23 protein-coding genes and 2 tRNA genes are annotated in these 24,382 nt (G+C 65.9%); 8 read left to right on the top strand and 17 right to left on the bottom strand.

Annotation, left to right across the window (positions count from 1 at the left end; all coding sequences use genetic code 11):
• Positions 1 to 56 precede the first annotated feature (56 nt).
• Positions 57 to 1,478 (bottom strand): 3-isopropylmalate dehydratase large subunit, encoded by a 1,422-nt coding sequence (gene leuC / locus ACQP0C_RS11410; RefSeq protein ID WP_433732906.1) that lies wholly within the window; start codon positions 1,476 to 1,478, stop codon positions 57 to 59.
• A 147-nt stretch (positions 1,479 to 1,625) separates the two neighbouring features.
• On the opposite strand from leuC, the gene ACQP0C_RS11405 reads away from it, so the two are divergent.
• From ACQP0C_RS11405 to ACQP0C_RS11395, 3 genes are all read left to right on the top strand, one after another.
• Entirely contained in the window at positions 1,626 to 2,327 is a 702-nt protein-coding gene (locus ACQP0C_RS11405; protein WP_354957543.1) for an IclR family transcriptional regulator, read from the top strand.
• A gap of 34 nt (positions 2,328 to 2,361) precedes the next feature.
• Positions 2,362 to 2,898 (top strand): pyridoxamine 5'-phosphate oxidase family protein, encoded by a 537-nt coding sequence (locus ACQP0C_RS11400; protein WP_433732905.1) that lies wholly within the window; start codon positions 2,362 to 2,364, stop codon positions 2,896 to 2,898.
• A gap of 81 nt (positions 2,899 to 2,979) precedes the next feature.
• The gene (locus ACQP0C_RS11395; protein ID WP_433732904.1) at positions 2,980 to 3,225 is read left to right on the top strand and encodes a DUF5302 domain-containing protein; all 246 of its coding nucleotides are present in this window, start codon (positions 2,980 to 2,982) and stop codon (positions 3,223 to 3,225) included.
• An 862-nt stretch (positions 3,226 to 4,087) separates the two neighbouring features.
• Here ACQP0C_RS11395 and ACQP0C_RS11390 read toward each other — a convergent pair.
• The 4 genes from ACQP0C_RS11390 to ACQP0C_RS11375 all read right to left on the bottom strand — a co-directional run bounded on the left by ACQP0C_RS11390 (position 4,088) and on the right by ACQP0C_RS11375 (position 6,781).
• Positions 4,088 to 4,160 (bottom strand) — tRNA-Glu (locus ACQP0C_RS11390).
• A 155-nt stretch (positions 4,161 to 4,315) separates the two neighbouring features.
• A tRNA-Gln gene (locus ACQP0C_RS11385) sits at positions 4,316 to 4,387 on the bottom strand.
• Positions 4,388 to 4,521: 134 nt separating this feature from the next.
• On the bottom strand, positions 4,522 to 5,994 hold the full coding sequence (gltX, locus tag ACQP0C_RS11380; RefSeq protein WP_433732903.1) for a glutamate--tRNA ligase: 1,473 nt from the start codon (positions 5,992 to 5,994) through the stop codon (positions 4,522 to 4,524).
• Positions 5,995 to 6,007: 13 nt separating this feature from the next.
• Positions 6,008 to 6,781, bottom strand: coding sequence for a fumarylacetoacetate hydrolase family protein (locus ACQP0C_RS11375; protein ID WP_433732902.1), 774 nt, complete (start codon positions 6,779 to 6,781; stop codon positions 6,008 to 6,010).
• A 538-nt stretch (positions 6,782 to 7,319) separates the two neighbouring features.
• Here ACQP0C_RS11375 and ACQP0C_RS11370 point away from each other — a divergent pair.
• On the top strand, positions 7,320 to 8,501 hold the full coding sequence (locus tag ACQP0C_RS11370) for an MFS transporter (protein ID WP_433732901.1): 1,182 nt from the start codon (positions 7,320 to 7,322) through the stop codon (positions 8,499 to 8,501).
• A gap of 312 nt (positions 8,502 to 8,813) precedes the next feature.
• Positions 8,814 to 9,296: a hypothetical protein gene (locus ACQP0C_RS11365; protein ID WP_433732900.1), complete on the top strand. Its 483-nt coding sequence runs from the start codon at positions 8,814 to 8,816 to the stop codon at positions 9,294 to 9,296.
• A 689-nt stretch (positions 9,297 to 9,985) separates the two neighbouring features.
• On the opposite strand, the gene ACQP0C_RS11360 is transcribed toward ACQP0C_RS11365, so the two are convergent.
• The 4 genes from ACQP0C_RS11360 to ACQP0C_RS11345 all read right to left on the bottom strand — a co-directional run bounded on the left by ACQP0C_RS11360 (position 9,986) and on the right by ACQP0C_RS11345 (position 15,745).
• Entirely contained in the window at positions 9,986 to 10,588 is a 603-nt protein-coding gene (locus ACQP0C_RS11360) for a Uma2 family endonuclease (RefSeq protein WP_433732899.1), read from the bottom strand.
• Positions 10,589 to 10,754: 166 nt separating this feature from the next.
• A complete protein-coding gene (locus ACQP0C_RS11355; protein ID WP_433732898.1) occupies positions 10,755 to 11,762 on the bottom strand; it encodes a 3-isopropylmalate dehydrogenase in 1,008 nt (335 codons plus the stop codon).
• Positions 11,763 to 11,946: 184 nt separating this feature from the next.
• Positions 11,947 to 13,545: a phosphoglycerate dehydrogenase gene (gene serA, locus ACQP0C_RS11350; RefSeq protein WP_433732897.1), complete on the bottom strand. Its 1,599-nt coding sequence runs from the start codon at positions 13,543 to 13,545 to the stop codon at positions 11,947 to 11,949.
• Positions 13,546 to 14,245: 700 nt separating this feature from the next.
• On the bottom strand, positions 14,246 to 15,745 hold the full coding sequence (locus tag ACQP0C_RS11345; protein WP_433732896.1) for a hypothetical protein: 1,500 nt from the start codon (positions 15,743 to 15,745) through the stop codon (positions 14,246 to 14,248).
• 107 nt (positions 15,746 to 15,852) lie between these two features.
• On the opposite strand from ACQP0C_RS11345, the gene ACQP0C_RS11340 reads away from it, so the two are divergent.
• Positions 15,853 to 16,155, top strand: coding sequence for a nucleotidyltransferase domain-containing protein (locus ACQP0C_RS11340; protein ID WP_433732895.1), 303 nt, complete (start codon positions 15,853 to 15,855; stop codon positions 16,153 to 16,155).
• On the top strand, positions 16,152 to 16,367 hold the full coding sequence (locus ACQP0C_RS11335) for a hypothetical protein (protein ID WP_433732894.1): 216 nt from the start codon (positions 16,152 to 16,154) through the stop codon (positions 16,365 to 16,367). Before ACQP0C_RS11340 ends, ACQP0C_RS11335 begins: the two co-directional genes overlap by 4 nt.
• A gap of 70 nt (positions 16,368 to 16,437) precedes the next feature.
• On the opposite strand, the gene ACQP0C_RS11330 is transcribed toward ACQP0C_RS11335, so the two are convergent.
• Together ACQP0C_RS11330 and ACQP0C_RS11325 are read right to left on the bottom strand one after the other, a co-directional pair.
• On the bottom strand, positions 16,438 to 16,932 hold the full coding sequence (locus tag ACQP0C_RS11330) for a winged helix-turn-helix transcriptional regulator (protein WP_433732893.1): 495 nt from the start codon (positions 16,930 to 16,932) through the stop codon (positions 16,438 to 16,440).
• Between the two features lie 168 nt (positions 16,933 to 17,100).
• Entirely contained in the window at positions 17,101 to 17,304 is a 204-nt protein-coding gene (locus ACQP0C_RS11325; RefSeq protein ID WP_040693519.1) for a cold-shock protein, read from the bottom strand.
• On the opposite strand from ACQP0C_RS11325, the gene ACQP0C_RS11320 reads away from it, so the two are divergent.
• On the top strand, positions 17,303 to 17,542 hold the full coding sequence (locus ACQP0C_RS11320; RefSeq protein ID WP_433732892.1) for a hypothetical protein: 240 nt from the start codon (positions 17,303 to 17,305) through the stop codon (positions 17,540 to 17,542). The genes ACQP0C_RS11325 and ACQP0C_RS11320 overlap by 2 nt on opposite strands.
• A gap of 62 nt (positions 17,543 to 17,604) precedes the next feature.
• On the opposite strand, the gene ACQP0C_RS11315 is transcribed toward ACQP0C_RS11320, so the two are convergent.
• The 6 genes from ACQP0C_RS11315 to ACQP0C_RS11290 all read right to left on the bottom strand — a co-directional run bounded on the left by ACQP0C_RS11315 (position 17,605) and on the right by ACQP0C_RS11290 (position 24,330).
• Positions 17,605 to 18,183, bottom strand: a complete 579-nt coding sequence (locus ACQP0C_RS11315) for a TetR/AcrR family transcriptional regulator C-terminal domain-containing protein (protein WP_433734508.1) — start codon at positions 18,181 to 18,183, stop codon at positions 17,605 to 17,607.
• A gap of 280 nt (positions 18,184 to 18,463) precedes the next feature.
• Positions 18,464 to 20,305 carry a 3D-(3,5/4)-trihydroxycyclohexane-1,2-dione acylhydrolase (decyclizing) gene (gene iolD / locus ACQP0C_RS11310; protein ID WP_433732891.1) on the bottom strand — a complete coding sequence of 614 codons (1,842 nt, stop codon included), beginning with the start codon at positions 20,303 to 20,305 and terminating at the stop codon, positions 18,464 to 18,466.
• A 121-nt stretch (positions 20,306 to 20,426) separates the two neighbouring features.
• Positions 20,427 to 21,320, bottom strand: a complete 894-nt coding sequence (locus tag ACQP0C_RS11305; protein ID WP_433732890.1) for an ATP-binding cassette domain-containing protein — start codon at positions 21,318 to 21,320, stop codon at positions 20,427 to 20,429.
• The gene (locus ACQP0C_RS11300) at positions 21,317 to 22,369 is read right to left on the bottom strand and encodes an ABC transporter permease (protein ID WP_433732889.1); all 1,053 of its coding nucleotides are present in this window, start codon (positions 22,367 to 22,369) and stop codon (positions 21,317 to 21,319) included. Before ACQP0C_RS11300 ends, ACQP0C_RS11305 begins: the two co-directional genes overlap by 4 nt.
• A 13-nt stretch (positions 22,370 to 22,382) precedes the next feature.
• Complete coding sequence (locus ACQP0C_RS11295; protein WP_433732887.1) at positions 22,383 to 23,390, bottom strand: sugar ABC transporter substrate-binding protein; 1,008 nt, start codon at positions 23,388 to 23,390, stop codon at positions 22,383 to 22,385.
• Between the two features lie 10 nt (positions 23,391 to 23,400).
• Positions 23,401 to 24,330 carry a TIM barrel protein gene (locus ACQP0C_RS11290; protein WP_433734507.1) on the bottom strand — a complete coding sequence of 310 codons (930 nt, stop codon included), beginning with the start codon at positions 24,328 to 24,330 and terminating at the stop codon, positions 23,401 to 23,403.
• Between the last annotated feature and the right edge of the window lie 52 nt (positions 24,331 to 24,382).

Raw genomic sequence — 24,382 nt, 5'->3', positions numbered from 1 at the left:
CGGTCGCTTTGGCCGGAAGTGCGAATCGATGCGGGCGCAACGCGTCCGCATGCCGATCAGTCCAGATCCGCCGGTGCGGACAGGGTGCCGCGAACCGCCGTCGCGGCCGCTACGAGCGGGGAAACCAGGTGTGTACGGCCACCTTTGCCCTGCCGACCCTCGAAGTTGCGGTTCGATGTCGAAGCGCAACGCTGACCGGGCGCGAGCTGATCGGGATTCATTCCCAAGCACATCGAGCAGCCCGCCTGACGCCATTCGGCGCCCGCCGCGGTGAAAATCTCGCCCAGTCCTTCTTTTTCCGCCTGTGCGCGCACCCGCATAGATCCCGGTACAACCAACATTCGCACGCCGTCGGCGATGCGGCGTCCCTTCAAAATCCCGGCCACAGCGCGCAAATCCTCGATGCGCCCGTTCGTGCACGAACCGACGAATACCGTATCGACCGACACATCTCGAAGCGGAGTTCCCGGCTCCAAGTCCATGTATCGCAGCGCTTTCTCCGCGGACTCGCGCGCCGTCTCGTCGGCAATCTGCGTGGGATCGGGCACCGTCGCACCCAGTGGCGCACCCTGTCCCGGGTTCGTGCCCCAGGTGACGAATGGGGTCAGCGCATTGGCGTCGATGTGCACCTCGGCGTCGAAAGCCGCGCCATCATCGGTCTTCAGCGCCTCCCAGGCGGCCACTGCGGCATCCCAGTCGGCTCCCTGCGGCGCGTGCGGGCGTCCTTTGAGGAATTCATAGGTGGTTTCGTCAGGGGCGATCATTCCGGCCCGCGCACCCGCTTCGATCGACATGTTGCAGATGGTCATTCGCGCCTCCATGGACATGGCGCGAATGGCCTCGCCGCGATACTCGAGCACATAGCCCTGACCGCCGCCGGTACCGATCTTGGCGATGACCGCCAGAATCAGGTCCTTACTCGTGACACCGTGCGGCAATTGGCCGTCAACGGTGATCGCCATGGTCTTGAACGGACGCAGTGAGAGCGTCTGCGTGGCAAGGACATGTTCGACCTCACTGGTGCCGATACCCATCGCCAGCGCGCCGAACGCGCCGTGGGTCGAGGTGTGGCTGTCGCCGCACACCACCGTCATGCCCGGCTGCGTCAAACCGAGCTGCGGCCCGACGACGTGCACGATGCCCTGATCCAGATCCCCCATCGGATGCAGCCGCACACCGAATTCCGCGCAATTGTGGCGCAGGGTCTCGACCTGGGTGCGCGAAATCGGGTCGGCGATCGGCTTATCGATATCGATGGTCGGGACGTTGTGGTCCTCGGTCGCGATGGTGAGATCGGGACGGCGCACGGGGCGATCGGCGGCGCGGAGCCCGTCGAAGGCCTGCGGACTGGTCACCTCGTGCACGAGGTGCAGATCGATGTAGATCAAATCCGGCTCCCGGGAGGCGCCTTCGCCCGCACCGCGGGCGACGACGTGCTGCTCCCACACCTTTTCGGCCAGTGTGCGGCGCTCGGCCATTCTCGATCACCTTTCCGACGAGCAACCGGTTCGCGCGATCTGGACTGAGGCGCGGCTCCCGGCTGCACAATTTGGCTATCCGGCGCGTCGGGAGCGAGTAGAGCACTTAAGTGGCTTTCTCAACATCCGAGACGCTAATATCGTTCTATGAGACAGCATAGCGGTATCGGCGTCCTCGACAAAGCGGTGTCAGTGTTGTATGCCGTCGCGGAGCACCCCTGCGGTCTCAATGAGCTGTGCACCCGCACCGGACTGCCCCGCGCCACCGCCCATCGCCTGGCCGTGGGGCTCGAGGTACACCGGCTGCTGGCCCGCGACAACAATGGCCTGTGGCGGCCGGGCCCGGCCCTCGCCGAACTCGCCGCCGGCGCCACCGATCCGCTGCACGAGGCCGCCTCGGCCATTCTCCCGCGCCTGCGCGAGATCACCGGCGAGAGCGTCCAGATCTACTGCCGCGACGGCAATGCGCGGGTCTGCATCGCCGCCCTGGAACCCCCGGTCGGACTGCGCGACACCGTCCCGATCGGCGCGCGACTGCCACTCACCGCCGGATCGGCGGCCAAGGTGCTGCTGGCCTGGGCGGATCCGGAATTGCAGCGCACCATCCTGGCCGACGCGGTATTCGGCGAGCGCGCGCTGGCCGAGGTGCGCAAGCGCGGCTGGGCCCAGAGCGCCGCCGAACGGGCCAGCGGTGTGGCCAGCGTCTCCGCACCCGTGCGCGATGCCGCGGGTCATGTGATCGCGGCCGTCTCGGTATCGGGCCCGATCGATCGGATGGGCCGCAGACCCGGCGCACGCTGGGCGGCGGACCTGGTCGCCGCCGCGGACGCATTACACAAGAGGCTGTAACACGTTCTAGTTCGAGCATCTAAGGTTGGTGCGCATGGGAGTAAACCAACGGGCACAGATCGTCATGTCCGACGCCGAGATCACCGAGTTCCTGCAGCGCAACCGCATCGCGACGCTGGCAACCATCGGCCCGAACGGCGCGCCACATCTCATTGCGATGTGGTATGCCCTGCTCGACGGCGAGGCCGCACCCGATGGCTCGGTCCGCAAGCTGCCCGAGCTGTGGTTCGAAACGAAGGCGAAATCGCAGAAGGCCGTCAACCTGCGCCGCGACCCGCGCATCACCTGCATGGTCGAGGCGGGACACACCTACGACCAGTTGCGCGGGGTCTCCATCGAAGGCCACGCCGAGATCATCGACGATCCGGACAAGCTGTACGCCGTCGGCGTGAGCGTCTGGGAGCGCTACACCGGCCCCTACAGCGAGGAAGTCCGCCCGCTGGTCGAACAGATGCTGCACAAGCGCGTCGCCATCCGGGTGGTCCCCGATCGCCTGCGCAGCTGGGACCATCGCAAACTCGGCCTGCCACAGCTCCCACTCGGCGGCACCACCGCGCAATCGCTGGACTGATCGCGGCACCGCGGGCGATATCCGACTGACACACCGCACCCCGCACAGTAGCGTCAACCCTGTTCGACCCGAATCGGCAGCGTGACGACGCCTCTTGGCGCGGTGCGCGGTCGCGACGACGAGGAGCAGACGATGGCGGAAGCGGATAGTTCCAACGGCAGCGCGGGATCCAGCGCCGAAGAGGTCAAGCGCAAGTTCAAGGAAGCCCTGGAGCGCAAGAACCAGCACCACGCCAAGTCGACCGATCATATGGACGGACGATCCAAGGCAACCTCCGCCCACGGCAACGCCAGCCACAAACGCGAGTTCCGCCGCAAGAGCGGATAACCCCCCAAAGGCCCTCCAGAGCCCCCACCTGGAGGGCCTTTTACACTCCCCCACTTCCCTCCCCGCCCCCGCAACACTCACGCCAAGCACAGACCGCCCCCACGTCACACGAGCGACCAGCTTGAAGTCCACACCTCCAAGCCCTCCGCCACCGAACCCCACCCGTCCTCCTCCCCACCCCTAGATGGATCGGCCGAGAATGCGCTGATGCAGGTGTGCTCTCGACGTCTACCTGCATGAGCGCATGGTGATCACTTGTCCAGGGGTTGCATACCCCTCGTCGTCGGCGGTGAGCCGCGCGCGAGAGGTCGCGGTGCCGAACACGTGGGCCGCACAGCCGGGAACTCGCGCCCAGGAATGATGTATCCGCGAGCCACCAGTCCGGGACCGATGCGGCCCAGAACCAACGGTCCGGGGACACATGCGACCAAGAACCAACGGTCTGGGCACAGTTCGGCCAAGAATCACCAGTTCGGAACCCGTGCGGCCAACAACCACCAGCTCGGAACCCGTGCGGCCAACAACCACCAGCTCGGAACCCGTGCGGCCAACAACCACCAGCTCGGAACCCGTGCGACCAAGAACCACCAGTCCGGCGCCCACACAGCCGAAACCCACGAGTCCGGTCCCCTGGGAAGAAACCCCACGAGACCGGCATCACACGACCCGACGCTCCATTGCGGGAGCTACGTACCCGCCCCAGGAGCCCGCGCCCCTGGTCCGGGGGCGAAGCCCTCCGGCCCTACTCGGGGGTCCGGGGGCGAAGCCCTCCGGGGAGGGGCGTGGGGGTTCCACCCCCACAAAACAATGCGAAAACGAGCAAGGCCCATGCTCTCCATGAGCATGGGCCTTGCACTCGTTGTAGCCCCGACGGGATTCGAACCCGCGCTACCGCCTTGAGAGGGCGGCGTCCTAGGCCGCTAGACGACGGGGCCAGGACTCGACCTCCCACATTTCTGTGGGCGATCTTTCCGTTCGATCTTTCGATCAGTGGAAGCTCGGTTAGCTTAGCGGACCGGCGCTCGGCGACCAAATCGCCGGATGCTGAACAACTTTCGGTCGCGAACCGAGAGACGAACAACATTCTCCGCTGGGGTACCAGGACTCGAACCTAGAATGGCTGAACCAGAATCAGCTGTGTTGCCAATTACACCATACCCCAATGACCAGGACGTCAGACCTCGTGTCCGGCTGACCCGAGGCCCTGTTCCGAGCCGAGAAGAAGAGTACCAAACCGCATACGGTTAACTACAAATCGGCTGGTCAACGCCCTGTTTTTCGGTCAAGTCCGGGTTTTTACGCGGACGCGCTCCACGCCAGCGCCGAGCGCAGCCGAGCCAGGATGGTTTCGCGGCCGAGCAATTCCAGCGACTCGTACAGCGGCGGGCTGATGTGCGAACCCGTGACCGCCACTCGCACTGGCGCGAACGCCTTGCGCGGCTTGAGCCCCAGATCATCGATGAGCGCGGTTTTGAGCGCATCCTCGATGGCGGAGGTGGTCCAGGCCGTCAACGGCTCCAGCGCGGCAATGGCGGCGTCCAATATCGGCGTGGCATCGGGTCCGAGGTTCTTCGCCCCCGCCGTCGGGTCAATCGCGAACTCTGCCGCGGGCGCGAACAAGAAACGCAGCAGATCCCACGCGTCGGACAACACCACGATCCGGGTCTGCACGAGTTCGGCGGCCGCGGCGAACATCTTGTCGTCGATGTCGGCGCCGATGTGGCCGTGTTCGGTCAGGAACTCGCGTAAGCGATGCGTGAAATCACCCGGCTCCAGCAATCGGATGTGTTCGGCGTTGAGCGAGTCCGCCTTCTTCTGATCGAAACGGGCCGGATTCGAATTTACTTTCGAGATATCGAAGGCCGCCACCATCTCCGCCATCGAGAAAACATCGCGATCATCCGCGATGCCCCAGCCGAGTAACGCCAGGTAATTCAGCAAACCCTCCGGGATGAATCCCCGATCCCGATGGACGAACAGATTCGACTCCGGATCGCGCTTGGACAACTTCTTGTTGCCCTGCCCCATCACGAACGGTAGATGAGCGAACTCCGGAGTGAACTCCGTGACACCGATCCGCCGCATCGCCGCATAGAGCGCGATTTGCCGCGGAGTTGAGGAAAGAAGGTCTTCCCCGCGCAACACATGGGTGATCTTCATCAATGCATCGTCGACCGGGTTTACCAGCGTATAGAGCGGATCGCCATTACCGCGAGTGAGTGCGAAGTCGGGCACCGTACCCGCTTTGAAGGTGGTTTCGCCGCGCACCAGATCGTGCCACGTGATGTCCTCATCGGGCATCCGCAATCGGATTACCGCCGGACGTCCGGCAGCGCGATATGCCTCGATGGCCTCGGGGGTGAGATCGCGGTCATAGTTGTCGTAACCGAGCTTCGGATCCCGGCCCGCGGCGCGGTGGCGCTCCTCGACTTCTTCGGGCGTGGAGAAGGATTCGTAGGCCTCACCGGCCGCCAGCAACTTCTGCACGACCTCCATGTGCAGCTCGCGCCGCAGGGACTGCCGGTACGGCTCGTAGGGTCCGCCGACTTCCGGACCCTCATCCCAGGTGAGGCCGAGCCAGCGCAGCGCGTCCAGGATCGCCCGGTAGGAGTCTTCGGAATCGCGTGCGGCATCGGTATCTTCGATGCGGAAGACGAACTTGCCGCCGGTGTGGCGGGCGAACGCCCAGTTGAACAGCGCCGTCCGGATCAGGCCGACGTGTGGCGTCCCGGTCGGTGACGGGCAGAAGCGGACCCGTACTTCAGTCATGGCTCTCTTTCGACTAGCGCTTGGCGGCAACAGGATTGGTGAGGGTTCCGATACCCTCGACGGTCACGGACACGTTCTGCCCGGACTGCAGCGGGCCGACGCCCTCCGGGGTGCCGGTAAGGATCACATCACCGGGCAGCAGCGTCATCACCGTGGTCACCCACTCGATGAGCTTCGGAATATCGTGCAGCAGAAGCGAAGTGCGGCTGCGCTGGCGGACCTCGCCGTCGACTTCGGTGACGATCTCCAGATCCGAAGGGTCCAGCGAGGTTTCGATCCACGGGCCGAGCGGGCAGAAGGTGTCGTAGCCCTTGGCCCGGGTCCACTGGCCGTCGTGCTTCTGCTGGTCACGCGCGGTCACATCGTTGGCGACGGTGTAGCCGAGCACCACATCGAGCGCGCGGGCGGCGGGCACATCCTTGCACGGACGGCCGATGACGATCGCCAGCTCACCCTCGTAGTCGACCTGGGAAGAGCTGGGCGGCAATATGATCGGCGCGTTCGGGCCGACGATCGAGGTGCTCGGCTTCATGAAGATCACCGGATCGGCGGGCGCGACACCACCCATTTCGGCCGCGTGCGCGGCGTAGTTCTTGCCGATGCAGACCACCTTGCTGGCCAGAATCGGCGCGAGCAGGCGCACGTCGGCCAGCGGCCAACTCCGCCCGGTGAATGTCGGAGTACCGAACGGATGTTCTGCGATCTCTTTGGCGACGCTCTCGCTCCCCTCCCCTTCGATACTGACGAAAGCGACTCCATCGGGACTGGCGATTCGACCTAGACGCATGCCCGGCAGTCTATCGACCCCCGTCGACCTGCTCGAACGCCGTATTGGATTTGCCGCGCCTGCGGCGCTCTGTCTAATTGCAGCGCCTGCGGCGCTGCGTGTTCGCGGCCCCCGGGTGTCTCGCGTCCGAGCCGTCGAGACTCGCGACTTCGTCGCATGCGCTTCGACGGCTCGGACGCGAGACGGGCCGCGAACGGGTCGCTCGTAAGACTCGCTCCGTGGTGGTCGCCGATGTGCGGATCGTCATTACACGGCGGTCACCGGCCTGGCTGCTGAGACTCGAGACCTCGTCGCGTGTGCTTCGACGGCTCGACCTGGGTCGATCGCCGCGCCTACGCGCGAACGTGAGATGGGTCGCGAACGGGTCGATCGTGAGACTCGCTTCGCTTGGGCTGCATAGGCGCACAGCGGGCGTCGAAATGTGAGGAGGGCGACAACCCGACCCTCGAAATCAGGTTGCCCGTCGGGTGTACGGTGAGACCCAGTGTTCACAGAATGAGAACAGAATCCCATATTATGAGATTTCGAGGTGAGGTCGATGACTACTGCCGTGACGCAGCTGCACGAGGTCCGACGGTGGTCCATGCTCGGACTCGGCGTCTTCGCGCAGGCCTCCAGCGCCGTTTTCATCCACGGGGTCCCATTCCTGCTGCCAGCGCTGACCGCGGACGGCATGCCGCTGGCGACCGCCGGATTGCTGGTGGCCATGCCGACGGTCGGGCTGGTGTGCACGCTCATCGCGTGGGGCTATGTCGTCGACCGGATCGGCGAGCAGAAGGTGCTGGTCGGTGGGCCATTGCTGATGTTCGTCGCGGGCGCGGCGGCAGCAATGGCGTCGAACCACCTCGCGCTCGGCGCGCTGCTGTTCTTCGGCGGCGTCGGCGCGGCGAGCACCAATGGCGCCAGCGGACGGGTGATCGTCGGCTGGTTCCCGCCGCATCGACGCGGGCTGGCCATGGGAATCCGGCAGACCGCACAGCCATTGGGTGTCGGCGTCGGCGCATTGACCATTCCGGCGGTCGCGGCCGCACACGGTGTCTCGGCGGCCATTCTCGTGCCCGCCATCATGGCCGGCGCGGCCGCGTTGGGCTGTCTGGTCGGGATCGTCGATCCGCCTCGCCCCGCGGGCGCGGCCGCGGACCGGACCAACCCATATCGCGGCGATTCCACGCTGTGGCGCATACATGCGGTGTCGGTGCTGCTGTGTGTTCCACAAGGCACCGTATGGACTTTCGCATTGTTGTGGTTGCATCGTGACGTCGGCTGGTCGCTGCCAGTGGCGGGCGCCCTGGTTACCTTCACCCAAATCCTCGGCGCCCTAGGGCGAATCGGCGCGGGCGCGTGGTCGGATCGAGTCGGCAGCCGCCTGGGGCCGCTGCGGACCGTCGCGATCGCCGCCGTAATCGCCATGGCCGCCTTGGCTTTGGCCGCATGGGCACATGCCTGGTGGGCCGCGATCCCGCTACTGATCGCCGCATCGGTCATTACCGTGTCCGACAACGGCTTGGCCTTCACTGCGGTCGCGGAAATCGCCGGACCCTACTGGAGCGGACGCGGACTCGGCATTCAGAACACCGGCCAGAACCTTGCAATAGCCACCATCCCACCGGCTTTCGGTGCACTGATCACCGCCAGCGGCTTCCCGGCGGCGTACCTGTTGGCTGCCGTATTGGCGATGGCAGCCGTGCCGCTGGTTCCAGCGGATCAACGATCTGAATAACGGCCCCTTACGAATTCGCGCCCGTCCCGGCCTGCCGGGGCGGGCGCGATCCATGCGTGCCGACACTTGCGACCGTCGACCATCCAGATCCGCCGAGACGCGACAAGAGCCTCGCTGATTCCGAATGATGCAGCATCGACTCGATAGTGACCCGAGAGAGGTCGTCGACATCGATCTCCGCTTGCACGCGCCCGCACCACCGCGGGTTCCGCAGCGCATGAACCACCTCGGGTTGATCGGATTCGACCAACGATTGCGCGTCGATGTAAATCCAGCCTTGACAAGCCAGTGACGTCAAGTCAGGCTTTACATATGCCCGAAGAACAGCAGCGTGTAGACCCGCAGGACGAGCGGGCAATGCTCGGAAAGTTGTTGTCCGCCAATGCGGAACTGGTCGTGGGTGTGCTGCGCCCAGAGCAGGGGCGGCCCAGCGTGCCGGTGCTGGCCGCGCTCACCGCGACCCGAAACCTCAGCCGCCTCGTCGACGACATCCTGCACACCCTGGCCCGGCAGGCCCGCGATGAAGGGCACACCTGGGCCGAAATCGGCGATCTGCTCGGCACCTCACGCCAGGCGGCCTTCCAACGCTTCAGCGGCCCGATGCCCCCGACGGGCCCGTTCCCGCCACCGCCGACACCACCCGGATTCCCGACGCCGCCCCCCATTCCCATGCCTCCAATCCCGCCGACACCACCCGAATTCCCAACCCCACCGGGGCTCTTCACACCACACACCATGCCGATACCACCCAATATGCCGCAGCCGCCCAACCCGCCAGCCCCGCCCACCCGCTGAGTCGCCCACCCGCTGAGTCGCCGATCCGCTGAGTCGCCGATCCGCGAATCTCTCACCACCGCAACGATTCACCACCAACACCCTGTTCCACCACTGGAACGACCGGCTGCAACATCGAGACGACCGGTCGAAACATCGACGCAGAGACGGCCGGGTCGGCCAGCCAGAGCCGACCGCGGCCACTGCGCCCACTCTCGAGAAGTCGCAACGGCGAGGGCCTTGATCCCACGGGGGTTCTTTGCCGCACAGCATGTTCCGGGCGGGCCACCGCCATCGCCGATTGCTCCCGCGCCGCCCGGTTGGCGGATACCACCATCGAGGCCAATGCCTCTGTCGCAGTTGCATGCTCCGACCTGAGCGAATCCCGTTGCCACGCCGAAGGTTCCTGGTGTTCCGCAGCCGTACAAGACATCTGCGGCGCCGAAGACACCATCACGAGGCCGTCATGACCGAGCAATTCCCCACCCACCGCCGAACAACTGGCCGAACTGGCCGAGCGCGGACCGGCCATCGCCGAATCGGTCAGTACGGCAGCCACTCTCGTCGAATGGCGGCATCTGGCCGTCGCCGGTGAGGTGTTCGATGCCATCGGGCCGATCGCCGAGCCGGTGGCGCGGGTGCACGATGCCATCGCCGGTGCCGTACGAGTCGATCCGCGGTCGGCGGCGCGCTGGCCGGGCGCGATCAGTTCAGATCTCGATCAGGGCAGCCGGGTCGAAACTCACGCGGAACGGTGGATCCGCCTGGATCTGCGCGGTGCACACCGTTCCCGCCGCCACAACCGGGCTCGCGCGAAAGGCGCCGTCCGCGAGCAGCATTCGGTGGATCCGGACCTCCGGATGATGCTCGACGATCCAGTATTGCGGGATATCGATGGCCGCGTATTCGCGGACCTTCTTGACCCGGTCGGTGCGCTCGCTGCCGTTGCCGGGTGCGACAACCTCCACGGCGAGCAGCACTTCCCTACCGAGAATCAGCCTCGGTGTTTCGGCGACAATCGCCGCTCGCGCAATATCTCTCGGGATCACCACGATATCGGGCTTGCGCACACCACTCGGGGTGCCGACTTCCCAACCGCCGCCCATACATACGTGTACAGCCGCTCCGACCGCCGCGGCATCGATGAGCCGGCCGAGCCGCTGCACCACGAAGTTGTGTCGCGCGCCGTCCGCGACCGCGATCAACCATCCGTCCTCGAGTTCGAACCCTTTACCGCCGTCCGGTAGGCCGCGCAGATCCACTTCGGTATATGGTCCGAACCCCCACCCGCGCAGCACCCGACGCTCACTCATCGGACCGCCCGGGTGGCCGGAGTGGAGTCGGGCACGTCGATACGCAGACCATTCATCGATGGTTCGCGCTTGCGGAGCCGAACTCAAGTGTGCCAAACCCCCTCGCGGTCCACTGATGCGAAAAGCCCGCGCCCGAAACAGTCGGGTGCGGGCCTTTCGGAAAGTGTCAGACCGCCGCGGCGATCCGATCCCCGACCTCGACGGTCGAGGCCGCACCGCTGCGCGACGCGAGATCCTTGGCGACCGCGGCCTCGATCCGAGCCGCCGCCTCCGTATTGCCGAGATGGTTGAGCAGCAAGGAAACCGACAGGATCGCCGCGGTCGGATCGGCCTTGGACTGACCAGCGATATCGGGAGCACTGCCGTGCACCGGCTCGAACATGCTCGGGTTGGCGCCGGACGCGTCGATATTGCCGCTGGCCGCCAGGCCGATACCACCGCTGACCGCCGCCGCGAGGTCGGTGATGATATCGCCGAAGAGGTTATCGGTGACGATCACGTCGAAACGGCCCGGATCGTTGACCATATGGATGGTGGCGGCGTCGATGTGCTGGTAGGCGGTCTGCACCTCCGGGAATTCGACCGCGACCTCGTTCACCGTGCGCTGCCACAGCGAACCGGCGAAGGTCAGCACATTGTTCTTGTGCACCAGCGTCAGGTGCTTGCGGCGCGCCTGCGCCTTGGCGAAGGCGTAGCGCACCACGCGCTCGATGCCGAACCGGGTGTTGGTGCTGACCTCGGTGGCGACCTCGTGCGGCGTCTGCACCCGGATGGCGCCGCCGGTACCGGTGTAGGGCCCCTCGGTGCCCTCGCGCACGACAACGAAGTCGATATCCGGATTGCCGGCCAGCGGGCTGGTCACGCCCGGGTACAGCTTCGACGGACGCAGGTTCACGTGATGGTCCAGCGCGAAGCGGGTGCGCAGCAGCAGTCCGCGCTCGAGCACACCGCTCGGCACCGACGGATCGCCGATCGCGCCGAGCAGGATCGCGTCATGCTGCTTCAGCTCGGGCAGCACCGAATCCGGCAGGATCTCTCCGGTCGCGTGGTAGCGACGGGCACCCAGGTCGTATTCGGTCTTCTCGACACCCGGCTGCACCACATCGAGCACCTTGAGTGCCTCCGCGATGACCTCGGGACCGATCCCATCTCCGGCGATAACAGCAAGCTTCATAACAAAATGCTCCGTTCAGTATTGCCGACCGCCACCGTACTTCGCCGCGCACCGCCCGCCGTTGCCGGGCATCGCAGCGCACGTTATGTACGTCGCCCGGCAATCGCGTGCGCAGCGTGACATGTCGTGCCCGGCACAGGTGACGGCGCCGCGCACGGGTCGATGTGCGCGGCGCCGATGGTGATCAGAACAGGTCGACCAGGACGATCTTCGCGGCGCCGACGGATTCCGCGATCGCGGCCTGGACGTCGGCGGGGACTTCGCGGGCCACCCGCAGAATCACGGTCGCGCCTTCCTTATCGACATCCTGGCTCAGCTGTGCGGCGAGGATGTCGATCTCGGCCTCACCGAGCTTGGTGCCGATCTTGCCCAGCGCGCCCGGCCGGTCGTCGTAGTTCAGCACGGCCAGGTTCAGGCCCTCGGCGCGCATATCGTAGTTGCGGCCGTTGATGTTGACGATCTTCTGCACCAGCTGCGGCTCGGTCAGCGTGCCGGCCACATTCAGGGTGTGGCCGTCGCCGAAGACCGCGCGCAGGTCGACGACGCTGCGGTGGCTCGGACTCTCCGAAATCTTGGTGACCTCGGCGGTAATGCCACGGTCCTTGGCCAGCGCCGGGGCGTTGACGAAGGTGACCTGGTCCTCGACCAGCGCGGAGAAGATGCCGCGCAGCGCCGACAGCTCCAGCACCGCGACATCCTGCGCGGCCAGCTCGCCGCGCACCTGCACCTCGACGCTGACCGGGAGTTCGTTGGACACCGCGCCGAGCAGGTGGCCCTGCTTGCGCACGATCTCCAGCCACGGCGCGACGTCGTCGCTGACGGTGCCACCGGTCACGTTCACCGCGCCCGGCACGAATTCACCGGCCAGGGCCAGCAATACGGACTTGGCGACATCGGTGCCCGCGCGGTCCTGCGCCTCGGCGGTGGAGGCACCCAGGTGCGGGGTCACGACGACCTGCGGCAGATCGAACAGCGGGCTGTCGGTGCACGGCTCGGTGTCGAACACATCCAGGCCGGCGGCGCGCACATGACCCGACTTGATGGCGTCGGCGAGCGCCTGCTCGTCGACCAGCCCACCGCGCGCGGCATTGACGATGATGACGCCCGGCTTGGTCTTTGCGATGGCTTCCTTGCCGATGATGCCCTTGGTCTCGGGGGTCTTCGGCAGGTGCACCGAGATCAGGTCGGCGCGCTCGAGCAGTTCGTCCAGGCTCAGCAGTTCGATGCCGAGCTGGGCGGCGCGGGCCGGGGAGACGTAGGGGTCGTAGGCGATCACCTTGGTCTCGAACGCGGCCAGGCGCGCGGCGAACAACTGGCCGATGCGGCCGAGGCCGACCACACCGACGGTCTTGTCGAAGATCTCGACACCGTTGAACTTGCTGCGCGCCCAGGTGCGCTCGCGCAGCGTGGCGTCGGCGGCGGGGATCTGGCGCGCGGCGGCCAGCAGCAGCGTGACGGCGTGCTCGGCGGCGGTGTGGATGTTCGAGGTGGGCGCGTTGACGACCATGACACCGCGCTCGGTGGCCGCGGGCACGTCGACATTGTCGAGGCCGACACCGGCGCGGGCGACGATCTTCAGGTTCTTCCCGGCCTCGAGCACCTCGGCGTCGACGGTGGTCGCGGAGCGGACCAGTAGCGCGTCCGCCTCGGGCACCGCGGCGAGGAGTGCCGGGCGGTCGGGGCCATCGACCCAGCGAACCTCGACACCGTCACCAAGCGCGTCGACGGTCGACTGGGCGAGCTTGTCGGCGATCAGAACAACAGGACGGCCTGCTTGGCTCACTGTGGGTTACTCCTGGGAGGAAGAGGGTCGGCATTTACCGCCGACCAGCTTAGTGGGCGCGAAATCGCAGCGCCCTACCCCCTGGTAGGCAGCCGCCGTCAGTGCCGTCGCCGCATCCGGCAAAGGCGAAGGCCCCGCACCATCGGGTGCGGGGCCTCGACTCATCTCGCGCCGAATCGAACGGCGCGGATACGGCCGAAATCAATCGGCCGCAACAGCGCTATCAGCCGCCGAACGAACCCGTCCACAGGGTGTTGAGAATACCGTGCAGAGCAGCGCTACCGGTGGAAAGCAGGCCGTTCAGGGCAGCAGAACCGGTGTCGATGATAACGGGGATCATGAAATTTCCTCTTCGTCGAAAACAAACCCAGTCGAACTGGCTGACACATGGCACATCGGGGCTCGCGCAAATGCGGTTACGGATTTCGGCCGGATAGTGACGCAGACTACATATCCCTTTTCAATGTGACTTGGACAACTGTCCAGCATGGCCTTGAGCTGGCCGAATCCCGCCAATTGCAGGTCAGGAACACTTTTTCGAGCCATAATTAGCCCCGCAAAAGATGTTCTCTAAGAACTCTCTGAGAGAATGTTTCATACCGGCTGAGACCGTTCCGAGATAGGACTGACCAACCGGCGTCAGCCCGGCAAATTCAGGACATATCCATCGGCTTCGCGGCCGAGTTGCCTGGCAGCGCTATTAGTCGTCGCGATACATCAGATACGGCCGCCCCAAGATCAGCGCGACAGCAAGCGCGGCGCTACCGAAATACACCGGCAGCAGATGGATGAACGCGGTGTAGTGGATGAAGAAGTGGATCACCAGTGCGCTGACCGACCCGGCGACGGTCGCACCGAGCAACGTCCACCACACCCATGCCTCGCCCTGCCGCCAGCCCCACAGGCCGAGAAGCACGATCGCCACCGCCGTCGCCATCAGCGCACCGCCGAATCCGGCGCGGTCGTGGGCGATGAACGGCAGCAGGTGTGCATTGGCGGCCTTCAGCGTGTCGGCATCGGTATGCATGAACCGCAGATCGGTCGGCACGAAGACGAAGGTGAGTCCAACGGTCGAGATGACGACACCGCCGATGAATACGCCCACCCCCGTGGCGATCATCACCAGCTGACCGACCAGCGCACGTCGACGGACCGGTTCCGGGCACTGCGGCGGCACCGTCCAATGCCGCGTTGTCGGCTTGTGCCACACCGCGAGCAGGAACATCGGGAACAGCACTGCCGCCGCCAGCACGTGCAGCGGCTCGACGAAGCCGATGACCAGGAAGTAGAACAGGGTCGGGAATCCGATCAGCCCGGACACCAGATACGCGTTGCGCGCCCATACCCGGCCCAGCCGGAGGCCGCCCCAGGCAAGACCCGTGTAGAGCACGCCGATGGCGATCATATTGCCCGCCATGGTGATCCGGTCGTGCTGCAGAAAATGCACCAGGTGGTGGTTGATCCGGTGCAGTCCTTCGACATCGGTGCCGAGGTAGTCGCGGTCGTACCAGAGCAGGACCGGGCCCAATGTGATGACCGCCGCGCCGATTCCGGCGACGATCATGCCGATGCCGACCAGCAGCCCCCACAGCCAGGCGGGCCAGCGCCGCGGGTCGAGCGGAACGTCGCGCAGCGTCGGTGGCGGTGGCGCGGTCGGTTGCGCGGCCTCGATGACGCGGTTGAACCAGTTCGGCCCCGCGTCGATCAGCACCGCCGGTGTGGCGAGCACGGTGCGGTCGGGATCGGCCAATGCGGTCACCGCGACGGCGATATCGGATCGGGTCAGGTAGCGCCGATCGGCGGGCGCACCGACGATCACTTGGTCCACATGGGGTTCCAGCTCGGCACCCACCTGGGGATCCACGGCCAGCGCGACCACGCGACACCGGCGATCGAGGGCCGCCGTAGCCACCGTCGCGATATCCGCCCGCCGCACCGGTCCGACCTCGACGACTCCGGCGCCCTGCACCGGCAGCACTCGGATGGCCTCTCGCGCGACCTCGACCGGAACCGTCGCGCCGAACCGCTCGGCCCACTCGGCGGGTAGCGCCGGATGGTCGAACACCCGCGAAATCACCTGCCCACCACGGGGCAGCGCGACCAGAGCGGCCAGCAACCGCAAGGCCATTCGCTGCGCGCGACGCTCTCCTACCAGGGCATTCGCCATCGGACGCAGGGGGTGATAGGTCAAGTCCGGCACAGCACACATCGTCACACACCCGATGCGCCTACCAAGTGCCCTCAGTTATCCCGGCACTGTGAAAACTGATGGCCCACCGTATCCCGGCCGAACTACCATCACCGACCATGTCCCTGCGCGCGATTCCCGCATCCATGGACCCGATGGTGGTCGGGTCCATCGATGCCGAGCTCGATCGAGTCGAGCACGCGCATCGGGTGTCGGTGCGGCTTGCGATCGAAAGCGGCAGTCGGGCTTGGGGATTCCCTTCACCCGATTCGGATTACGACTGCCGGTTCGTCTATGTCGCGCATATCGATACCTACCTGTCGCCTTGGCGGACAAGGGATGTCATCGAGACCCCGCTGATCGGCCTGCTCGATGTGAACGGCTGGGATCTGGCCAAGGCGCTGCGGCTGCTGGTCTGGTGACGGCCATCACCGAGCTGACCGAGCTCGAGTCGCATACCCGCGAAATGGGCAGCGGCACAGTCGCTGTACCGATCGCGAAGTTCATCGCCGACGAATTCGACCGCGCGACAGCTGCTTTCCCGAAGACAGCGGATCGGGATCTGGAGCGTGCCCACGAGATCACCGCCGACTTCTTCCGCAAGGAAGTCCTCGCAACAGGAGATGGGCTGTAGCGCATCAGGACTCGGCCGCGCCGTCGACAGGCGGCGCGGCTGGATCCGACGCACGAGCCTCAGGCCCGCATCACCCCTCGGCGACCGCGTCGGCGTAGGCGCGCGCCAACCGCTCGGTCGCGGTCGGGGCATCCGGATCGGGGCGGGCAATCCCGAGGTGCGATTCGCGCAGCTCGTCCATGAACTCGGCCCACAGCCGCGGCCCGCCCTCCTCCAGCAGTTCCGCGCGGACGCGCAGACGCTTGGTTGTCGGCCGATGCCGCAACCCCCAGGCGCCCAGCTGCGCCATGATCGGCACCAGCTCAATCGCGGGCTCGGTCAGCCGATACTCGGCCTTCTGCCCGGGACGGGTGTCCTCGCGGCTGAGCAGTCCGGCCGCGACCAGGCGCTTGAGCCGGTCGGACAGGATATTGGACGCGATGCCCTCCTCCGATCCGGCGAGCAGTTCGCGGAAGTGGCGGCGGTTGCCGAACATCACATCGCGCAGTACCAGCAGCGTCCACCGGTCGCCGATCACCTCGATGGTGGCATTGATCGGGCAGCCCGAACGTCCCTCGTCGCGCATCTGATGCTCCTCGGTCGAAACTACTGCTTGCAGTCTACAACCAGTTGCACCTGCGCTGCCGACAAGTGCGATTTCCCTCGACGGCTACATCGCGGGACCGAATCAGACCCCGAAACGACGAGAGGCCCGCACCCCCTGCCGGGTGCGAGCCTCCTAAGTCACGCTTGATCAGATAGCGCGGACGTCCTGGGCCTGCGGACCCTTCTGGCCCTGGCCGATCTCGAACTCCACGCGCTGGCCCTCTTCGAGGGACCGGAAACCCGAGCCGGAAACGGCCGAGTAATGCACGAAGACGTCAGGGCCGCCTCCGTCTTGAGCGATAAAGCCGAAGCCCTTCTCGCTGTTGAACCACTTCACACTGCCTTGAGCCATGTTCTTTACTTCTTACTTCCTGTTGGTGAGCCGAGCAGATCACTTCGATGAGCCCGGTCTCGAGATCAACAATGCCATCATCCGACGAATTCAGCCACATCCAGCGGTGGTGACTGTGAGCAAGCCGACGTTGGCGATGGGCTGTGGTCGCGGCCGCAATGCCGGATCCACGATGCTGGCTACCCCGCCCACGCTACCACGTCAGGGCATAGATCAGCCGGTCAGCGCACACTTTTAGCTACCGAAACGGCCGCGTAGACGCTCGCAGCAACCACTCTCGGCGCACACTTCGGACCGATCCTAAGAAGTTGTAAAGAAAATACGCGACGGGGCGCTTTCGCGTGCACTAACTGGTCGGTTTTCAGTTTTGCGGACGCGCCCGATCGACCGCGGCGGCGACGCCATCGAGAACGAGTTCGAGACCGAAGGTGAAATCCGCGTCGGGATCCTCGGGCGGTGTCTCCCAGATATCGGCGGCGAATAGCCTTGCGGCATCGGAAATCGCGCCGGATCGACCAGCTCGGCGAGATCGCGGCCATAGTTCTGTTCGACCTGCGTTCGTTCGAGACCGGCCGCGTGGCTGCCCGCTTCGAGTTCACCGGCAAATACGAACGCCTTCCGGACGTAGCCGCTGACCACCGTGATGACGCCTACCTTGGCCGCCCGGTCCAGATCCGTATCGCGCAGATAGCGCAGCCCCGCGTCCATCCATCCGATGACGTTCGGGCCGCGCGGCGGACCGGCGACCGGCAGCCGGGTCAGCCAGGGGCGTCGCTGGAGGATCGCTCGCTGCGCCAGCGCCCAGCGGCGCAAATCTGTGCGCCAATCCCCGCGCGACTCCATCGGTTCGGTTGCCGGACCTGAGCCGAGGTCGGCCATGAGCACGATCAACTCGTCCTTGGAGCCGATCTCACCGCCGCGCTGCTGATGCTGGTCGAGCTGCCGCTGTACTTCGTCTACGACGGCGCGCCGACGGACTCGAATGTGTTGACCCGCAGCCCGTTCGGGCTCGCCGGACTGCCCCTGCTCGTCGTATTCATCTCCGGGCTCGGCCATCTGTTGAACCAGACCGCGTATGACCGGGCGGGCACGGTGGCCGCCGCCGGGCTGTTGTGGTCGGCGATCGCACTTGTCGCCGCCTGGTGTGGCCCATTCCCGCTCAGCCGTTCAGATGGCGCACCTGCCTCGACTTCGACTCGTCGTATGCCGCGCGACCGGACAGGTGTTCCGGCACGCCGACCTCCCACCAGGCGCCCGCCTCGGTCCAGGCCGACGGCTGGGTGCGCACGACAACGACGGCAGGACGGGACTCGCCGAGGGCGGCTGCGCGGGCCCGTGCGTACGCGCCGCGGAACTCGACCAGGTCGGCCGCGGTGAAGACGGCACAGCCCAATGATCGAGCGTGGCCGACGAAATCCACCCGGGGCGGCCTGGGATGGTTGGTCCGACAGTCGGCATAGAAGTTGTTGAACGGCTCGCCGCCCTGCCCCTCCTGCAGGCGGGCGATCACCGCGTACCCGTCGTTATCGCAGACCACCGCGACGAACCGGTGGCCGGCGAAGGCGGCAGAGAACAGTTCGGAGTTCAGCATCAGATAGGAGCCGTCGCCGAGCATGGTGGTGACCAGGCCGTGCACGTGCGCCATGGCCGCACCCCAGGCACCGGCGAGTTCGTAACCCATGCAGGAGAATCCGTATTCGACATCCATCGTCGGGATAGTGCCGGTGGCGCGCCAGCCGCCGATCAGTTCACCGGGCATACCGCCCGATGCGGTCATGACATAGTCGTCCGGTGCGCTCAATTCGTTGACGACGCCCACGATTTGGGCATAGCTCGGAGTTCCTGGCGTGGGGGCGCGCAGCTTATCGATATGGGTGTCCCAGATGGATCGGAGTTCTTCGGCACGCGCCGACCATTCGGCGTCGACTCGCCAATTCGCCAAGTGCGCAGCCAGTTCCCGCACGGTCGCATCGGCGTCGCCGACGACCGCGAGTGCGCCGTGCTTCACCGCGTCGAATCGGGCCGTATTGATGGTGACCAACCGGACGTCGGGGGCGAACACGGTCCAGGACGCGGTGGTGAAGTCCTGTAGTCGGGTGCCGATGGCCAGCACCAGATCTGCTTGTGCGGCAGCGGTATTGGCCGATGTCGAGCCGGTCACACCGAGCGGGCCGGTGAACAGCGGGTGGTCGTGTGGGACGAGGGTCCGGCCCGCTGTCGTCTCAGCTATCGGAATGCCGTGCCGCTCGGCGAATTCGAGGACCAGTCGGCCCGCACCCGAATAGCGGACGCCGCCGCCGAGGATCAGCAGCGGACGTCGCGCCGAGCGCAGCGCGTCGGCGGCTTCGGCCACTATCCGAGAGTCGGGGCGGGCACGCGTGATTCGGTGCACGACCGGCTCGAACAGTGCCTGGGGGAAGTCATAGGTCTCGGCTTGTACGTCCTGGGGCAGTGCCAGCGTCACCGGTCCCACATCGGCCGGATCGGTCAGCACCCGGGCCGCTTGGGGCAGGGTGGCGATCAATTGCTCGGGGCGCGTGATGCGGTCGAAGTATCGGCTGACCGCGCGGAAGGCGTCGTTGACGGTGACGGTGGGATCGCCGAAGTGCTCGACCTGTTGGAGCACCGGATCCGGCGCTCGACTGGTGAAGGTGTCGCCGGGAAGCAGCAGCAGCGGTAGACGATTCGCATGGGCGACACCGGCCGCCGTCACCATATTCAGCGCGCCGGGCCCGATCGAGGAGGTCGCGATCCCGACCTGACGACGGTGGGTGGCCTTTGCCAGGCCGACCGCCGCCAAGGCCATCCCCTGCTCGGTATGCCCACGCCAGACCGGTATTTCGGCACTGCGCTCCTGCAGCGCGGTGCCGAGCCCGAGCACATTGCCGTGCCCGAATATCGCGAAAACCGCTGGGAACAGGGGTACTTCACGACCATCGAGGGTCTCCGAGCGCTGGGCGACCAACCACCCGACCAACGCCTGCGCCATCGTCACCTTCATCCGAACCGTCCTAGAAGTCGTGAGTTGGACGATGCGGCTCGGTGCGTGCGCATCGTGCTTCGTGATCGATGACCGGGCCGATCGGACGCCGGTCCGCCGATCGCGCGGACCTCGAATCCGGTCACGGCGTTACCACTCGCTGCAATTCGTGCTGTAGTGCGTCCAATTCCGCGCCACCGGCCATTTGTCTTGTCAGCTCCGGCAAGTCGATTTCCGACTTCTCATAGGAGCCGAGCATCGCGCCGCGTTTGAGCAAGAGGAAGCGGTCACCAACCGGGAAGGCGTGATGCGGGTTGTGGGTGATCAGGATGACCCCGAGCCCTCGGTCTCGCGCCTGCACAACGTATTTCAGCACGACACCGGCCTGCTTCACGCCGAGGGCGGCGGTCGGCTCGTCCAGAATCAGCACCTTGGCCCCGTAGTGCACCGCCCTGGCGATCGCGATGCACTGACGCTGGCCACCGGAGAGCGTGCCGACCGGCTGCTCCATATCGCGGATCTCGATCCCCATATCCGCCAGCGCCTGCCGGGCGATGTCGCGACCCCTGCGGCGGTCGAGCAATCGCAGCTGACCGTATCCGAGGGTCGGCTCGGAGCCGAGCACGAAGTTGCGCCACACGCTCATCAGCGGCACCACCGCGAGATCCTGGTAGACGGTCGCGATGCCGAGATCCAAAGCCTCTCGGGGCGATGACAACCGGATCGTCTGCCCGTTGATCTTCAGCTCACCGCGATCGTGCTGGTGCACACCGGCGAGGATCTTGATCAGCGTCGACTTGCCCGCACCGTTATCGCCGAGGATGCAGGTGACCTGTCCCGCGTTCACGACCGTTGAGACGTCACGCAAGGCGACTACGCCACCGTAGCTCTTGCCGATATCGATCGCTTCGATCAGTGGTGTCGGCCCAGCCGTCACCACGCCGCCACCACTGGTCGAATCGCTCTGCGATGCCGCGTGCCCACCCGTCTCCCGGCCACCACCCCTCGTCGAATCGCTCCGCGATGCTGTACTCATCGGCGTACCCTTTCGGCTCGCTTCTTAAAGATGTTGTTGACCAGCACCGCCGCCAGCAGCAGCACGCCGAGGAACAGCATGAACCAGTCACTGTCCCAACCGGCGAAGACAATGCCCTGACGCGCCATGCCGAAGATCAGCGCACCGATCGCGGCGCCGATCGCCGAACCGAAGCCGCCGGTCAGCAGGCATCCGCCGACCACGGCCGCGATGATGTAGTGCAGTTCCAGTCCGACCCCCTGGTTCGCCTGCACGCTGGAGAAGCGCAGGATGCTGCAGGAGCCGACGACCCACCCCGCGAAGGCGGTGGTCATGAAGAGCAGGATCTTCGTCCGGTCGGCCGGGACGCCGACGGCCCGCGCACTGGGCAGCGCACCGCCCACCGCGAAGATCCAGTTGCCGAATTTGGTGCGTACCAGCACAAGTGCGGCGATCGCGGTCAGCACCACCCACCAGATGACCGATGCCTGCAGATGGGTGTCGCCGATATCCAGTGTCGATGCGAAGACCCATCCGGCCGAGTTGTACCCGTCGGCGCCGCGAATGCCGGAGACCTGAACGGTGCCGGTGACCAACCGGGTGACACCCAGATTGAGACCCTGTAGCGCGAGGAAAGTTCCGAGGGTGACGATGAAGCTCGGTAGACCGGTACGCATCACCAGCCACCCGTTGAACGCACCGACCGTCAGCGCGAAGAGCAGCGAAACCAGCAGCGCCAGCCAGACATTCCAGCCCGCGTGCACCGCGAGCAGTGCCGTGACCAGCGCGGTGGAGGCGGTCATGACACCAGCGGACAGATCGAATTCACCGCCGATCATCAATAGCGCCACCGCGACCGCCATGATGCCGAGCGTGGACGAATCGTCCAGCCAGGTCGCGACGCCGAGCGGACTGAGGAACCGGTCGGTTATGACCGAGAAGAATACGAAAACCAGTGCGGCGCCGAGCAATGCCCCGATCTCCGGTCGGACGACCAAGCGCTGCAACAGCGCGGGACCCTCCGGCGGGCTGCTGGGTGTGACCTCGGAAGTTTTGGTGGCAACAGTCATTTCATCCACTCCTTCAGCGCATGCCCAGTGCCACGCGGGCGGCCACGGCTTCGACATTGTTCTTGTCGACGAAGGCGGGCCCCGTCTGCAGCGGTGCACCACCACCGACCGAGTTCAGGTTCGTCCGATACAACTGCAGCAGCACCACCGGCAGATAGCCCTGTTCGTATTGCTGCTGGTCCACCGCGAACAGCAGCTTGCCCGCCCGAATCGCCTCGACCACATCGGTATTCAGATCGAAGGTGGCGACCGTGGCAGCCGACTGCGATTCCTTCACCCCGTCGACCGCACGGGCGGCGACCTGTGAATTCAGCGTCAGCACCGCGTCGATGGATCTATCCGCCTCCAGCGCACCTTTGATGCGGGACTGCGCGTCGGTGGGGTTGTTGATATCCACCTGGAGTGTGGTGCCATTGCCGAAGGCCTTAGTCGCGCCGTCGCAGCGCTGATTGGCGCCGATATTGCCGGCCTCGTGGATGACGCACAGCAACTTCTTGCGGCCCGCGTCGGCGAGGCGTTTACCCGCGGACTGCCCGGCCAGCGTCTCACTTTGTCCCACATGGCCGATGGCGCCGAATTTCGCGCTCTCGCTCTCGCCCGAGTTGATGGTCACCACCGGAATGCCCGCGGCGACGGCCTTTTCGATCGAAGGCCGCAGCGCCTCCGGATTCGCCATCGATACGACCAGACCGTCCACGCCCTGAGCGACCGCGTTATCGATGAGTTTGGCCTGCTGTCCGGGATCGCCGGAGGAGTTGTACTCGACACGGACGCCGAGATCCTTGCCCGCCGCCTCCGCACCGTTCTTGACGACGTTCCAGAAGGCGTCACCGGGGCTGCCGTGGGTCACCACCGCGACCGAGCCCAGTTTGCCCTGGGCGACCGGGGATCGGGTCGGCGCGGAAACATCCGCGCCCGGACCGCTACACGCGGCGAGAATGGTGGCCGCGGCCAGCCACGGCACCAGGCGGCGCGATCGCCGCCACCACGGCGTGCGTATTTCCAGTGACATCGTTGTCATCACTTCCCATCTAGATTCGGGCGGAGTCGAGAGCGGAACCGATGCCCGCAAGGTGGATCAGACTGCGGGCGGCATCTCGGCTCGGCAGCTCCGCCGAATCCTCGGGGCGCAATGCCGTGTCCTGTTCGATGACATACCAGCCGCGGTATCCGGCGGCGTGCACACTGCGCACCAGGGCATTGATATCGACATCGCCCTCGCCGAGCGGGACATAGATGCCCTGGCGGACCGCGTCGCTGTATTCCAGTGCGCCGCTGCGCACTCGATCGGCGATCGCACTGCGTACATCCTTGAGGTGGACATGTCCGATGCGATCCGGATAGCGCTGCGCGAGGCGAACCGGATCGGTGCCGCCGATGAGCAGATGGCCGGTATCCAGGCACAGGTCGAGGTCGGAATCGGCAAGGAAGCGTTCGACTTCGGATTCGTTCTCGATGTAGGTGCCGACGTGTGGATGCACAGTGGTGCGGAGTCCATATTCCGCGGCGACATCCCTTATGGTGGCGGCTGTTTCGATGAGGGTCCGCCACTGTTGGTCGGAAAGCGCTGGGCGCGTGTCGTATCCGTCGAGGCCGGTCGCGGCCGCGAGGACGATCACCTCCGCGCCCGTCGCGGCGAACAGTGCGGCGTTCTCGCGGGCGGCCGTGATCGCCTGCTCCGGGTCGCGGTGCAGTGCGAGAGCGAGGAAGCCACCGACCGAGCTGATCCCGAATCCGTCCAGCAGCGAACGCAATTCGAGGGGATCGCGCGGCAGATAGCCGGGTGGGCCGAGTTCGGTGGCCGAGATGCCGAGCGCGACCATCTCGGTCAGCACGGTCCGCGCGTCGAGCACGTGACCCCAACCGGGGACTTCACAGACTCCCCAGGAGATCGGCGCGGCCGCGATGCGTAGTGGGTGGCGCGGTTCGGGCGCAACCGCCGCCCGGCCACCGCCCGTCATCGAATCGCTATGCGATGCAGTACTCATCGGGACTCTCCGACCTTCAGCGTCG

Origin of the sequence: Nocardia sp. CA-129566 (assembly GCF_050956075.1) — a bacterium.
In the GTDB taxonomy this organism is placed as follows: domain Bacteria; phylum Actinomycetota; class Actinomycetes; order Mycobacteriales; family Mycobacteriaceae; genus Nocardia.
This window is presented reverse-complemented; position numbering and strand designations above follow the sequence as displayed.